At 69.4% G+C, this 14,106-nt stretch carries 9 protein-coding genes; 7 read left to right on the top strand and 2 right to left on the bottom strand.

Annotated elements, in window-relative coordinates:
* Positions 1 to 86 precede the first annotated feature (86 nt).
* The 4 genes from J7E96_RS21160 to J7E96_RS21145 all read left to right on the top strand — a co-directional run bounded on the left by J7E96_RS21160 (position 87) and on the right by J7E96_RS21145 (position 4,535).
* A complete protein-coding gene (locus J7E96_RS21160) occupies positions 87 to 1,397 on the top strand; it encodes an ATP-grasp domain-containing protein (protein WP_215133228.1) in 1,311 nt (436 codons plus the stop codon).
* 40 nt (positions 1,398 to 1,437) lie between these two features.
* A complete protein-coding gene (locus J7E96_RS21155; protein WP_215133227.1) occupies positions 1,438 to 3,495 on the top strand; it encodes a CocE/NonD family hydrolase in 2,058 nt (685 codons plus the stop codon).
* A 109-nt stretch (positions 3,496 to 3,604) separates the two neighbouring features.
* Positions 3,605 to 4,285 (top strand): TNT domain-containing protein, encoded by a 681-nt coding sequence (locus tag J7E96_RS21150; protein ID WP_215133226.1) that lies wholly within the window; start codon positions 3,605 to 3,607, stop codon positions 4,283 to 4,285.
* A gap of 10 nt (positions 4,286 to 4,295) precedes the next feature.
* Positions 4,296 to 4,535 carry a hypothetical protein gene (locus J7E96_RS21145; RefSeq protein ID WP_215133225.1) on the top strand — a complete coding sequence of 80 codons (240 nt, stop codon included), beginning with the start codon at positions 4,296 to 4,298 and terminating at the stop codon, positions 4,533 to 4,535.
* Here J7E96_RS21145 and J7E96_RS21140 read toward each other — a convergent pair whose 3' ends face one another.
* Positions 4,536 to 6,083: a PHB depolymerase family esterase gene (locus J7E96_RS21140; RefSeq protein ID WP_215133224.1), complete on the bottom strand. Its 1,548-nt coding sequence runs from the start codon at positions 6,081 to 6,083 to the stop codon at positions 4,536 to 4,538.
* Between the two features lie 435 nt (positions 6,084 to 6,518).
* Here J7E96_RS21140 and J7E96_RS21135 point away from each other — a divergent pair, with 435 nt between their 5' ends.
* The 3 genes from J7E96_RS21135 to J7E96_RS21125 all read left to right on the top strand — a co-directional run bounded on the left by J7E96_RS21135 (position 6,519) and on the right by J7E96_RS21125 (position 11,933).
* Positions 6,519 to 6,965: a subtilase-type protease inhibitor gene (locus J7E96_RS21135; protein WP_215133223.1), complete on the top strand. Its 447-nt coding sequence runs from the start codon at positions 6,519 to 6,521 to the stop codon at positions 6,963 to 6,965.
* 347 nt (positions 6,966 to 7,312) lie between these two features.
* Positions 7,313 to 10,153: a PQQ-dependent sugar dehydrogenase gene (locus tag J7E96_RS21130; RefSeq protein ID WP_215133222.1), complete on the top strand. Its 2,841-nt coding sequence runs from the start codon at positions 7,313 to 7,315 to the stop codon at positions 10,151 to 10,153.
* A gap of 22 nt (positions 10,154 to 10,175) precedes the next feature.
* Positions 10,176 to 11,933, top strand: a complete 1,758-nt coding sequence (locus tag J7E96_RS21125; RefSeq protein WP_215133221.1) for a ThuA domain-containing protein — start codon at positions 10,176 to 10,178, stop codon at positions 11,931 to 11,933.
* Between the two features lie 7 nt (positions 11,934 to 11,940).
* Here the strand turns inward: J7E96_RS21125 and J7E96_RS21120 are convergent, their stop codons facing one another.
* Positions 11,941 to 14,046, bottom strand: coding sequence for a SpoIIE family protein phosphatase (locus J7E96_RS21120; RefSeq protein WP_215133220.1), 2,106 nt, complete (start codon positions 14,044 to 14,046; stop codon positions 11,941 to 11,943).
* Between the last annotated feature and the right edge of the window lie 60 nt (positions 14,047 to 14,106).

Raw genomic sequence — 14,106 nt, 5'->3', positions numbered from 1 at the left:
CACTGACTGACCTGTTCACCCGATCCGATGTGTGAGATGCCTCTGACGAGGAAGGCGACCGGGACGATCCGAACGAAGGAGAGTCAGTGAGCGATCGCAAGAACATATTCGTGATCGGCCTGGACGAGGCCAATCTGCCGACCCTGCGAGCCGTGCCCGACGCGCAGAGGTACGACTTCCACCCTCTGCTCACCATCGAGGAGCTTCAGCACGGCGAAGTGTCGGTGGCGGAGCTGTTCGACAAGGCGCAGGCCGCCCTCGACGCCTTCGAGGGCAGCATCGACGCGATCGTCGGCTACTGGGACTTCCCCGTGAGCACGCTCGTCCCCATGCTCAGCGAGCGCTACGGCACCCGCAGCACCGGCCTGGAGTCCGTGGTCAAGTGTGAGCACAAGTACTGGAGCCGGCTGGAACAGCAGAAGGTCGTCGACGAGCATCCGCGTTTCGGCCGGGTCGATCTGGAGGCGGACGATCCGCGCCCGCCCGAGGGCGTGCGCTTCCCCATGTGGCTCAAGCCCGCCCTGTCGTACTCCTCGGAGCTCGCCTTCGGCGTCAAGGACCAGCAGGAGTTCCGCGAAGCGGTCGACGAGATCCGCAAGGGCGTCGCCCGGGTGGGCCGGCCCTTCGAGTACATCCTCGACCGGCTCGACCTGCCCGACGAGATGGCCGGTGTCGGAGGTCAGGTCTGTCTGGCCGAGGAGGCACTCTCGGGTATCCAGGTCGCGGTGGAGGGGTACGTCCACAACGGCGACGTCACCGTGTACGGCGTCCTGGATTCGATCAACTACCCCGACTCCTCCAGCTTCCTGCGTCACCAGTACCCCTCCGCCCTGCCCGAGCCGGTCGTACGCCGGCTGCATGACGTCTCGGAGCGGGTGATGCGGCAGATCGGCATGGACGCGGCAACCTTCAGCATCGAGTACTTCTACGATCCGCGGACCGACGCGATCAATCTGCTGGAGATCAACCCCCGGCATTCCCAGTCGCACGCCGAGCTGTTCGAGTACGTCGACGGAGTCCCCAACCACCACTGCATGCTGGCTCTCGCGCTGGACGAGGACCCTGCCCTTCCGCACCGGGCCGGGCCGTACGAGGTGGCCGCGAAGTGGTACTACCGGTGGTTCGCCGACGGCGCGGCGCACCAGGTGCCCACGCCTGAGGACATCGCGCGCATCGAGCGCGAGATCCCCGGAGTACGGGTCGACGTCGTACCCGACGAGGGGCAGCGCCTGTCCGAGACTCCGCATCAGGACAGCTACAGCTACGAGCTGGCCCACATCTTCACCGGTGGGAACAGTGAGAAGGAGCTGCGGGAGAAGTACGACCGCTGTGTGGCGGCTCTCGGTCTCGCCTTCGACGAGACCACACCGGGCGGACGCGACCAGAAGAACGTCTGAGGACCTCCAAGTCCCCGAGGGAAGGGAGCGGCCCCGCCGTATGCGTTTCGTGAGCAATCTGCCGCACGCGACGAAGGAAGAAGAACACGTCGTCGTCCCCATGTCCGACGGCACGCGCCTGTCCGCCCGCATCTGGCGTCCGGTCTCCTCGGACGAGGAGCCCGTGCCGGCGGTGCTGGAGTACATCCCGTACCGCAAGCGCGATCTGACCGCGGTGCGCGACTCGATGAACCACCCGTACATCGCGGGTCACGGCTATGCGTGCGTACGCGTGGACCTGCGCGGCACCGGCGATTCCGAGGGCGTACTGGCCGACGAGTACCTGGAGCGGGAACAGGCCGACGCCGAGGAGGTCCTCGCCTGGCTGGCCGAGCAGCCGTGGTGCGACGGCAGTACGGGAATGATGGGCATCTCCTGGGGTGCCTTCGCCGCCCTCCAGACCGCGGCCCGCCGGCCGCCGAGCCTTCGCGCCCTCGTCATCGCGTCCTTCACGGACGACCGGTACGCCGACGACATGCACTACATGGGCGGTGCGATGCTCTCGGACAACCTCGCGGAGGCGGGCACGATGTTCGCGTACGCGACGTGTCCGCCGGACCCCGCCGTGGTCGGTGACCGCTGGCGCGACATGTGGCACGAGCGGATGGAAAACACCCGCCCGTGGGTCCTGGAGTGGCTGCGTCACCAGCGCCGTGACGCCTACTGGCGCCATGCCTCGGTCTGTGAGGACTACGCGGCCGTACGCTGTCCCGTCCTCGCGTCCAGCGGCTGGGCCGACGGCTACTCGAACGCCGTCACGCGGCTGCTGGGGCATCTGGACGTACCGCGCAAGGGGCTGATCGGGCCCTGGTCCCACAAGTTCCCGCATCTGGGCGAGCCCGGTCCGGCCATCGGCTACCTCCAGGAGGTCGTGCGCTGGTGGGACCACTGGCTGAAGGGTGTCGACAACGGCGTCATGGACGGGCCGATGCTCCAGGCGTGGATGCAGGACAGCGTGCCGCCCTCGACGTCGTACGAGGAGCGGCCCGGCCGGTGGGTCGGCGAGCCGCACTGGCCCTCGCCGCACATCAAGCCCGTCGGGCATCCGCTGCTGAGGCACCGCATCGTCAGGCCGGGTGAGGCGTTGCCCCCGGCGGACGACAGCGACCGCAGCGACGGGGCCGACGGCGTGATGACGGTGCAGTCGCCGCTGTCCGTCGGCCAGTTCGCGGGCAAGTGGGCCTCGTACAACGCCCCGCCGGACCTGCCCTACGACCAGCGCGAGGAGGACGGCGGCTCCCTGGTCTTCGACACCGGGCCGCTGGACGAGCCGGTCGAGATCCTCGGCTCACCGACGGTCGAACTCGACCTGTCCGTCAGCGAACCGGTGGCCACCGTCGCCGCCCGCCTCTCCGACGTCGCGCCCGACGGGCGTGCCACCCGGGTCACCTACGGCGTGCTGAACCTGACCCACCGCGACGGCACGGGCGAGCCCGAACCGCTGGAGCCCGGCCGGCGCTACCGCGCCACCGTGCAGCTGAACGGTGTGGCCCAGGTCTTCCCGCCCGGCCACCGCATCCGGCTCTCCCTGTCGACGTCGTACTGGCCCCTGGCCTGGCCGCCGCCCAGGCCCGTCCTGCTGAGCGTTCACGAGCGCTCCAGCACGCTGACCCTGCCGGTGCGTCCGGTGGAGGAACCGGACGAGCTGCCGCAGCGCCCCTTCGGCGAGCCGGAAAGTGCCCCGCCGATCACGACCACGCGGCTGTCGGCACCCGAGCAGCGCTGGGAGGTCAAGCGCGACCTGATCGGGTACGACTCCGCGCTGGAGATCGTGAAGGACCGCGGAACGGTGCGCATCGACGACATCGGGCTCGACGTGGGGTGCCGTGCGTACGAGCGCTACACGGCCACCGCCGACGACTTCACCTCTGTCGGCGGCGAATCGGCCTGGACCATGCGTTTCAGCCGTGACGACTGGGACGTACGCGTGGAGACCCGTACCGAACTGCGGTGCAGCGAGACGGAGTTCTTCGTCGACGCGACCCTCGACGGCTACGAAGGAGAGCGGCGGGTCTTCTCCCGTACCTGGAACGAGACCCTGCCGCGGGACTGGCTGTAACCCGCCCCCCTTCCGGGTGATCCTCACGGAACCGACGCGGCGCGGCGTAGTTGATCCACTACGCTGCGCCGCGTCATGTGTTGGACGCAGTAGTCCGAGGGGACCTTGAGTGAACCGAATCCGCACCGTACTCGCCGCACTCGGCATCACCGCCGCGACGGTACTCGCGCCCGCCGCGAGCGCCGCTCCACAGCCGCCCGAGAAGTGGCCCGCCGCCGGTGCCTCCCGGCCCGGGCCGTGCACCGGCTCGTACGAGGACGACGCACGGCTCGGGCCGAAGTGGCTTCCGCGCAAGCACGAGAAGCCGGTCGGCCCGCTGCTGAAGGGCTACAAGCGGACCGGGAAACTGTCGTCGGAGGAATTCCTGAAGGAGTACTGGCAGGGTCCCGCGGACTCGGGTGGCTGGAAGTATCCGCCCAACGACGGGTTCGGTGAGGTCAACGGAGAGGTGGACAAGGCACCCACCGAGCTGCGGAGCGGCCAGCACCTGGACCGGTTCGGTTCGGAGTACGGCGCCTATCTGGCGCCGGCCGGCGACCCGTACGCCAAGCGTGCGCTGCCCCCGCAGAACCTGAACACCCGCGAGCCGTCGGTGCCGTGCGACTACCGCGTCTACAAGGTCGCCAAGCCCTTCCGGGTGTGGCAGGGCAGCATCGCGCCCTGGTTCGAGCAGCCGGGCGGCGGACAGCAGATCAAGCTGGACCGGGTGTTCCTGGATCCGGGCGAGGGGCAGCGGCTGAATGTGAAGTGGCTGCTGGAGCACGACTACCTCGAACCGGCCGGCGCGTAGCCTCACCCTCATGGACCGCCACGAACTGCGGGCCGCGCTGAGCGCGGCGGGAGTGCCCGACGACTACTACCGCATCGAAGGCGTCCACGAACCGGCCCCCACGCCCCCCGACTTCCTGTACCTGGCCAGGAGCCAGGACGAGCAGGGGGCGTGGGAGACCGGTGTGTACGAACGCGGTGTGTACGAGACCGTCACCCGTCATGCGAGCGAGAGCGAGGCTTGCGCCCAGCTGCTGCGCCTGCTGGCCTAGTCATTCCCACTCCACCGTCAGCGTCGCCGACGCTCCCGATTTCAGGAACACGTACGCCGTGGTGGCGGGCGCGGAGGTCAGACGCAGGCGCACCTGGGTCGTCCCCGTGTCGTTGACAGCCGTGAAGTCGGTCGACGTCTGCGCGCCGGATGTGAACCGGCCGATCTCCGCCACTTCGGACGCCGACGCGGCGGCGCTCCAGTCGTCGCCGCCCGTCGCGCACGCGGCGCCGAAGCAACCGGATCTGACGTCCACAGCCATACGGTTTCCGGACGCCCAGGGGTCACCGCTGCCACTGGCGTACGTCACGCTCACGTAGGCGCGCTTCACGGTGGCCCCGTCGGGGACGGACGACGTGTCGAACGACAGCAGCGCGCGGTTGTGCTGCCCGTCCGCACCCCTGCCCACCGCCACTCCGTACGTGCCCTCCAGCGTGCCGACGGCGGGTGCGCCACCGGTCGCCGATGCCTTCACGTAGCCATCGTCCGCGGCCCGGCTCGGCACGACCACTGTCTTCGTACCGCCTCCGGGGGGTGGTGTTCCACCGCCACTGAGGCCCCAGAACTGGCCGATGCGGTACGAGGCGCACAGGTTGACGTCGAGTATGTACGCGCCCGCGGTGCCGCACTGCTCCGCGCCCGCTCCGGGGTCGACCGGCTGGCCGTGGCCCATGCCGGTGATCGAGTACGTCTCCACCACCGGCCGTCCGGCGGTGTCGCGGTACACCGCGTGCGGGTAGCCGGCCACGGTGTCCGTGGTGTCGGCCGTGGTGTCGGTGGCGTGGACATTGGTCCACTGCTCGACGGTCTCGGTCATGTTGGCGGGCACGACCGTCGTGTCGCTCGTCCCCTGCCAGACGGAGACGGCCGGCCACGGGCCCGCGTAACCGGGGTACGCGGCGCGGACCTTGTCGCCCCAGGCGGCGGGCGAGTGGTTGGTGCCGGGGCTCATGCAGGTGTAGGCGGCCGCGACGGTAGTGGCGCAGGCGTACGGCAGGCCGGCCACGGGTGCTCCGGACGCGAAGACGTCGGGGTAGGCGGCCAGCATGACGTTGGTCATGGCCGCACCGGCGGACAGCCCGGTGGCGTGGACACGGGCGGGGTCGCTGCCCAGGTCGGACTTCATCCGGTCCGTCATCTGCTTGATCGACAGCGCCTCACCGGAGCCGCGCTTGATGTCCGCCGACTCGAACCAGTTGAAGCAGGAGTTGAGGTTGTTGCCCGACTGCTGCTGCGGCAGCAGGAGCGCGAATCCCCACCGGTCGGCCCAGGTCGTCCAGCCGGTCTCTGTGTCGAACGCGGCGGCCGACTGCGTGCAGCCGTGCATCGCCACGACGAGGGGCCGACCGGCCGGCAGGCCGTCCGGAACGTACCGGAACATCCGCAGATTGCCCGGGTTCGTTCCGAAACCGGTGACCTCGGTGAGCGAGGCGGCCCGGGCCGCGGGCGCGAAAGTGGTCCAGCCGGCGCCGAGCAGCGTGGCGAGCAGTGCCAGCAGCACGGTGACGGCGGAAAGTCTCCTCTTCGTGCGGGGTGGACCTGTGTGCATGGCGACTCCTTCAAAGGTCTCCCCCGTACGTCCGGAATGACGGACCGTAGCGCCGCTCGTACACAACGCAGGACGGGGCGGCGCCACCGTCAATCGCCACGCGCGGTGTGGTCCGGGCACGTTGCCGTCCGCCGGGAAACCGTCCCGAAGCGATGCTTTCCAGTCGAAGCGGCGTAAGTGAGCGATGAACCACTTACTCATGACTGCAGGTCAGCGGGTCGTTTTGCGTTGTACCACTGAGGCTTGTCCACATGATGGACGCCCCGTCGGGTGGCACGCACACCACCCCCGAGCTGCCCGAACGACCATTCGGTCACCGACTCCGGATCGCGTAAGGCCGGAATGAGGTGATCAGTGTGCACTCACCGGCCGCGTCAGCAACACTCCAAACCGCAACACCCCAGCAACTTGTCCGCAATCAGAGGAGAGTCATTCATGCGTCACCTCCGGAACACGCTCGGCGCCGTCGGCGCGGCCATCGTCCTCGCACTGACGGGCGCTGCCACCACGAGCCCGGCGCACGCACAGCCGGCCGGAACGACGAGCCTCTACGCACCGTCGGCCTTAGTGCTCACCGTGGGTACGGGCGAGGAAGCCGGCACGGCGACCGTCGTACGCGCGGTGACCCTGACCTGCGAACCGACGCCCGGCGGCACCCATCCGTCGCCCGCGGACGCCTGCGCCGAACTGCGCGACGTCGGCGGCGAGTTCTCCGGCCTGATCGATACGGCGCCGCAGCGGAACTGTACGCGCGAGTGGGACCCGGTCGTGATCACCGCCCAGGGCGTGTGGCAGGGCAAGCACGTCTCCTGGTCGACCACCTTCGGCAACCGCTGCCTGATGGAGGGCGGCCTGGCGGAAGGCGCACTGTTCGCCTTCTGACCGAGTCGATTCCGTCCACTGACCGGCGCCACGCGGAAGCCCCGCGTGGCGCCGGTTTCGCGCCCAGGGCGAGGGTCCGCGCGGGCGACGACGGCTTCATGCCGCACTGCTGACGCGCTTTGTCCTGTGCGCGGAAGAAGTTGCGAAAGCTGATGCGAAAGGGGTTACGCGGCGGGACCAAGCCCGCTAACTTCCTTGAAATGAACCGGACATGAATGCGTGACCGGTGACCTTTCCGGCGCGACGGCGCGCGCCTGGCTCCCCCGGCAGGACTCCCATCCTGGTCCGCCGGACACCCCCACCCCCTTCGGGAGACTTCTGTGCGCAAAAAACCTTTCAGACCCCGTGTGATACCGGCGTTCCTGCTCACAGCGTTACTCACCGCCGGATTTCTGGCGCCCGCAGGATCCGCCTCCGCCGTCCGCCCGGACGCGGACCGAGGGACCGCGAAAGCGGCGTCGGCCGCAGCCGCGGCCGAAGAGTTCCAACAGCTCACTCTCGCCAAGGGTGTCGCGGAAACCGGCGAGCCGATGACGATGGCGGTCCTCCCCAACCGCTCGGTGCTGCACACCTCGCGCGACGGCACGCTGCGCCTCACGGACGCGGCGGGCACGACAAAGGTCGCGGGCAAGCTCGACGTCTACAGCCACGACGAGGAAGGCCTCCAGGGCATCGGCGTCGACCCCGGCTTCGCCTCCAACCGCCTGGTCTACCTCTACTACGCTCCCAAGCTCACCACTCCGGGCGGCGACGCACCGGGCGACGGTACGGCCGCGGACTTCGCCCCCTTCGACGGCGTGAACCGGCTCTCCCGCTTCTCCCTCACCGCCGACGGAACCCTGGATCTCGCCAGCGAGAAGAAGATCCTCGACGTACCGGCATCGCGCGGGATCTGCTGCCACGTGGGCGGTGACATCGACTTCGACGCGCAGGGCAACCTCTACCTCACCACCGGCGACGATTCGAACCCCTTCGCGTCCGACGGCTACACGCCGATCGACGAACGCGCGTCCCGCAACCCGGCGTACGACGCCCAGCGTTCCTCGGGCAACACCAACGACCTGCGCGGCAAGGTGCTGCGCATCAAGGTGAACGCCGACGGCACGTACTCCACCCCCTCGGGCAATCTCTTCGCGCCCGGCACCGCGAAAACCCGCCCCGAGATCTACGCCATGGGCTTCCGCAACCCGTTCCGGATGAGCGTCGACAAGGCCACCGGCACGGTGTACCTCGGCGACTACGGGCCCGACGCGGGGACGGCGAGCGCGGCCCGAGGCCCCGCGGGCCAGGTCGAGTTCAACCGCATCACCAAGGCCGGCAACTACGGCTGGCCGTACTGCCACGGCAAGAACGACGCGTACACCGACTACAACTTCGCCACCGGCACATCGGGCGCGAAGTTCGACTGCGCCGCCCCGAAGAACACCTCGCCCCGCAACACCGGCCTCACCGACCTGCCCCCGGCCCAGCCCGCCTGGATCCCGTACGACGGCGGCTCGGTCCCCGAGTTCGGCAGCGGCTCCGAGTCCCCGATGGGCGGACCGGTCTACCGGTACGACGCCTCCTCCACCTCCGACGTGAAGTTCCCCCAGAGCTACGACGGGAACTTCTTCGCCGGGGAGTTCGGCCGCAAGTGGATCAAGCGGATAGCGCAAGGAACCGACGGCACCGTCCAGTCCATCAACGCCTTCCCCTGGAGCGGCACCCAGGTGATGGACATGGCCTTCGGCCCCGACGGCGCGCTGTACGTCCTGGACTACGGCACCGGTTACTTCAACGGTGACGCGAACTCCGCGCTGTACCGCATCGAGCACATCACCGGCGGCCACTCCCCCGTCGCCCAGGCCAAGGCCGACCGCACCTCCGGGAAGGCGCCACTCGCCGTCGCGTTCTCCTCGGCCGGCAGTTCCGACCCGGACGGCGACCCCCTCAGTTACGCGTGGAAGTTCGGCGACGGCGGCACGTCGACCGCCGCGAACCCGTCCCACACGTACACGGCCAACGGCCAGTACACCGCCGAGCTCACGGTCTCCGACGGCACCGGCAAGAGCGCCACCGCCTCCGTGCAGGTGACCGTCGGCAATACGGCGCCGACCGTGAAGCTGGAGCTTCCGGTGGACGGACGGATCATCGACCCCGGCGCGGCCGTCCCGTACAAGGTGACCGTCACGGACCCGGAGGACGCCGCCATCGACTGCTCCAAGGTGAAGATCACCTTCATCGTCGGGCATGACAGCCACGGCCACCCGCAGACCTCCGCGACCGGCTGCTCCGGCACCGTACAGACCATCGCGGACGGCGAGCACGACCCGAACGCGAACATCTTCGGCGTCTGGGACGCGGAGTACACGGACAAGGGCGCGAACGGCCAGCCCGCCCTGACCACCCACGCCCAGCACATCAGCCAGCCCAGCCACCGGCAGGGCGAGCACTACGGCGGCTCATCGGGCGTCCAGGTCGTCAGCCACACACCGGCCCACGGCGGAAAGACCGTCGGACACATCGACAACGGCGACTGGATCTCCTTCAAGCCGTACGCCCTCGACGACGCCACCCGGTTCACCGCGCGGGTCGCCTCCGCGGGCATCGGCGGCACCATTGAGGTACGGGCCGGCTCCCCCACCGGCACGGTGCTGGGCACGGCCACCGTGCCCCTGACGGGCGGCTGGGAGACGTACCAGGACGTCAGCACCGCGCTGACGAACCGGCCCGCCGGTACGACGACGCTGTACCTCGTCTTCAAGGGCGGCCTCGGCGCGCTCTTCGACGTCGACGACTTCCGCTTCACCACAGCGGGCGCAGGTCCCCGGACGGGTCAGGTGAAGGGTGTCAACGGCAAGTGCCTTGACGTCGCGAACGGTTCGTCCGCCGACGGGACACAGGTCCAGCTGTGGACGTGCAACAGCAGCGGCGCCCAGCAGTGGACGCTGCCCGGCGACGGCACATTGCGGGCCCTGAACAAGTGCCTGGACATCAGCGGCGGTGGCACCGGCGACGGAACCAGGATCCAGCTGTGGACGTGCAACGGCACCGGCGCGCAGCAGTGGGCGCCGCAGGCCGACGGAACCGTACGCAACCCGCAGTCCGGCAAGTGCCTCGACGCCGAGGGCGCCACCTGGAACGACGGCACCCGCACCCATCTGTGGACCTGCCACACCGGAGCAAACCAGAAATGGACCCTGCCGTAGCAGGAGAGGAGGCGTAACCGATATGCGTACCACTCTCACCAAGGCCGGCTGCTGGCTGGCCGGAGCGCTGCTCTGCGTGGCCGCCGCGCCCACTGTGGCCGCGAGCGCCGCACAGACACCGGAGGAGCCGGCTCGTACGACCACCATCGCGGCCGATCCGGCGTACAAGGTCCTCGCGTTCTCCAAGACGGCGGGCTTCCGTCACTCGTCCATCGCCGCCGGCCATGCCGCTCTGCGCGAGCTCGGCGGCGTGAACAACTTCACCGTGGACGCCACGGAGGACTCCGCGGCCTTCACCACCGCCAACCTCGCGCAGTACAAAGCCGTCGTCTTCCTCTCCACGACCGGAGACGTGCTGAACGCCGCGCAGCAGACGGCGTTCGAGCAGTACATCAAGGGCGGCGGCGGTTACGTCGGCATTCACGCGGCCGCCGACACGGAGTACGACTGGCCCTTCTACGCCGGTCTCGCCGGAGCCCTGTTCCACTCCCACCCCCACAATCAGACGGCGACGGTCAAGGTCGAGGACCGGGCCCACGACGCCACCGCCCATCTCGGCGCCACCTGGCAGCGCTTCGACGAGTGGTACAACTACCGCACCAACCCCCGTACGACGGCCCACGTCCTGGCCTCACTCGACGAGTCCAGCTACACGGGCGGCAACATGTCCGGCGACCACCCGATCTCCTGGTGCAAGGGCTACGAGGGCGGCCGGGCGTTCTACACCGGCGGCGGTCACACCGACGAGTCGTACACCGAACCGGCCTTCCGCAGGCACCTGCTCGGCGGCATCCGCTGGGCTGCGGGCATGACGGAGGCCGACTGCCGCCCGGAGACGGGATACACACCACTGTTCGACGGTACGGGCACGACCGGCTGGAAGCAGGCCGGACCAGGTTCGTTCACGCTGGCCAACGGCACGCTCACGTCCCAGGGCGGGCTCGGGATGCTGTGGTACTCCGCCAAGGAGTTCACCGGCGACTACTCCCTCAAGCTCGACTGGCGCATGGACGGTGACGACAACTCCGGTATCCTGGTGGGCTTCCCGGCGTCCGACGACCCCTGGTCGGCGGTCGACAACGGGTATGAGATCCAGATCGACGCCACGGACACCGCGGACCGGACGACGGGATCCGTGTACGGGTTCAAGTCCGCCGATGTCGCCGCCCGCGACGCCGCGCTCAACCCACCCGGCGAGTGGAACACGTACGAGATCCGCGTGACGGGCGAACGGCTGGAGGTCTTCCTCAACGGCCGCAAGGTGAACGACTTCACCAACGCCGACCCCGCCAGGAGCCTGCGCCAAGGCCACATCGGAATCCAGAACCACGGCGCCGACGACCAGGTGTCGTTCCGTAACGTCCGCGTCAAGACATCCGGCGGTACGCCGCCGGGTCCCCAGCCGGGGGAGGTCAGGGGCGTCAACGGCAAGTGCATGGATGTCGCCGGCGGCGCGACCACCGACGGCACCCAGATCCAGCTGTGGACCTGCAGCGGTGCGAACGCACAGAAATGGACCCGGCCCGGCGACGGCACGTTCCGGGCGCTGAACAAGTGCCTCGACGTGAGCGGCGGCGGGAGCGCCAACGGGACGAAAATCCAGCTGTGGACCTGCAACGGCACCGGTGCGCAGCAGTGGGCGCCCCAGGCCGACGGGACCGTACGCAACCCGCAGTCGGGCAAGTGCCTGGACGCCGAGGGCGCCACCTGGAACGACGGCACCCGCATCCATCTGTGGAGCTGTCACACCGGACCGAACCAGAAATGGGTCCTTTCCTGAATGGTGGTCAGGACTGAGCGCCGGGCGCGGCCATGACCGTCGCCCGGGCCATGAGCAGCGCCACGTCGTCGTGGTCTCCTGGTTGACGCAGGGCGTGCAGCAGGAGGTCGCACGTCTCTTCCAGTGACCTCGGAGGGTCGGTGAGGTGGCTGAGGAGGGTGTCCAGACGTACATCGATGGCCCGGTCACGCGTCTCGACCAGGCCATCGGTGTACAGGACCAGCCGGTCGCCGGGACACAGGGCGAGCCTCGTGGTGTGGAAGGTGACTTCACCGACGCCGAGCGGGGCGCCGGTGGGGAGGTCCAGCAGCTCGGGGGGCCGGCCGGGGCGTAGCAGGACGGGTGGCAGGTGCCCGGCGTTGGAGATGAGGCACTGGGCCTGGTGCGGATCGTAGACGGCGTAGATGCACGTGGTGATGGGCTGCCCCATGCGGTCGGTGATGCGGTCGAGGTGGTGCAGCACCTGGGCCGGGTCGAGGTCGAGTTCGGCCAGGGTGCGGGTGGCGGTGCGCAGTTGACCCATCGTGGCGGCGGCGCTGATGCCGCTGCCCATCACATCGCCGACGACGAGCGCGCTCTTGTCGCCCGTCAGCGGGATGACGTCGAACCAGTCGCCGCCCACCTCGTCCGCCGCCTGCGCGGGCTGGTAGCGGCTGGCGATCTCCAGGCCCGGTTGGTCCGGTGGCTGCTGGGGCAGGAGGCTGCGCTGGAGGGTGAGAGCGGTGTTGCGCGCCTGGCGGTACCAGCGGGCGTTGTCGATGCACACCGCCGCCCGCGCCGCGAGTTCGCCGGCCAGGACCTCGTCGTCGGCGCTGAAGGGTTCCGGGTTACGGGTGCGCTTGAGGTCGAGGGCGCCGAGGACTTTGCCACGCGCGATCAGCGGCACGGCGAGGTAGGAGTGCAGTCCGGCGGTGGCCAGGAGCGCGGCGGCTTCGGGGCTGCGGGCGATGGACGGCAGGTCGTCGTCGCTCACGTGGGCCACGCGGACGGGGCGGGCGGTGTTCACGCACTGGGTGACGAGCCGGTCGGCCTCGTACTGGGCGACGTCCCCGGGCGGGTCGGCCGCCCGTACCGCCTCGCTGGGGTAGGCGCTGGCCACGGCGAGAGCACGGAAGACGGCGGGCCCCGAGGTCGCGGCGGAGCGGCCGTTGAGCACACTGTCGAGCACGTCGACGGCCGCTACGTCGGCCAGTTGCGGCACCGACACGTCCGCCAGCTCGCGAGCGGTCACGTCGAGGTCGAGTGTGGTGCCGATGCGAATGGAGGCGTCGGCCACGAGCGCGAGGCGCTGGCGGGCCTGGGCGGCCTCGATGGTGGCGCGCCGCCGCTCGGTGACGTCCACGACCGAGGTGGCCACCCCGAGGACCTTCCCGTTGGATGCCTCCAGCCGGTAGAAAGACACCGACCAGACGGCTTCACGGTCCGGGGCGGCCGGGGTACGCCCGACGGATTCCTGGTCGAGGATCGGCACACCATTGGCCAGAACCTCACGCATGGAGGCCTCGATGCGCTCGGCGTCCAGGAAGGGCAGGGCCTCGTGGACTATACGGCCGACATGCTCGGCGGCGGACAGCCCATTGATGCGTTCGAGTGCTGGATTGACAGTGACGTACCGCAGGTCGGTGTCCACGACCGCCAGGCCGATCGGGGACTGGGAGACCAGCCGGGTGGACAGGGCGAGGTCGCGCTCCACCTTCCGCAACGTGACCTGGTCGGTGGCCAGGCCCAGGGCGTAGAGATCTTTCCGGTCGTCCTCCAGCCGCATGTTGCGGAACTCCACCAGCCGCGTGCTGCCGTCCCTGTGGCGCATGGGAAAGACGCCCGCCCAGCCGGACGCTCCTTCTCCTGCCTTGCCGGCCATGACCTGCTGGAACAACCCGTTCACCAGCTTCAGGTGCTGCTCCTGCACCAGCAGCCGGCCCGCGTACCGGCCGAGCGCCTCATCGGCGGAGTAACCGAACAGTTCTTCGGCCTGCGGGCTCCACAGCACGATCCGTCCCTCGGCGTCCAGCACCACGGCGGCGACGCTCAGCAGATCCAGCAGGCCCCCCGACGCGGACGAAGTACCCCCCGGCTGGTCCGGGTGGGCAGGGACGGGTTCGGTTGCGCGCATCCCGGGCTCCTTCCGCCCGCCGCCGTTATCTCCCATCGTCTCTCTACCCACGATGGGCCC

Source organism: Streptomyces sp. ISL-96, assembly GCF_018614035.1.
GTDB lineage: Bacteria > Actinomycetota > Actinomycetes > Streptomycetales > Streptomycetaceae > Streptomyces.
This window is presented reverse-complemented; position numbering and strand designations above follow the sequence as displayed.

Excerpts from the sequence above, each read along its gene's own strand:
- J7E96_RS21155 (WP_215133227.1), top strand. The coding sequence starts at position 1,438 with ATGCGTTTCGTGAGCAATCTGCCGCACGCGACGAAGGAAGAAGAACAC.
- J7E96_RS21145 (WP_215133225.1), top strand. The coding sequence starts at position 4,296 with ATGGACCGCCACGAACTGCGGGCCGCGCTGAGCGCGGCGGGAGTGCCC.
- J7E96_RS21140 (WP_215133224.1), bottom strand. The coding sequence starts at position 6,083 with ATGCACACAGGTCCACCCCGCACGAAGAGGAGACTTTCCGCCGTCACC.
- J7E96_RS21135 (WP_215133223.1), top strand. The coding sequence starts at position 6,519 with ATGCGTCACCTCCGGAACACGCTCGGCGCCGTCGGCGCGGCCATCGTC.
- J7E96_RS21125 (WP_215133221.1), top strand. The coding sequence starts at position 10,176 with ATGCGTACCACTCTCACCAAGGCCGGCTGCTGGCTGGCCGGAGCGCTG.
- J7E96_RS21120 (WP_215133220.1), bottom strand. The coding sequence starts at position 14,046 with ATGCGCGCAACCGAACCCGTCCCTGCCCACCCGGACCAGCCGGGGGGT.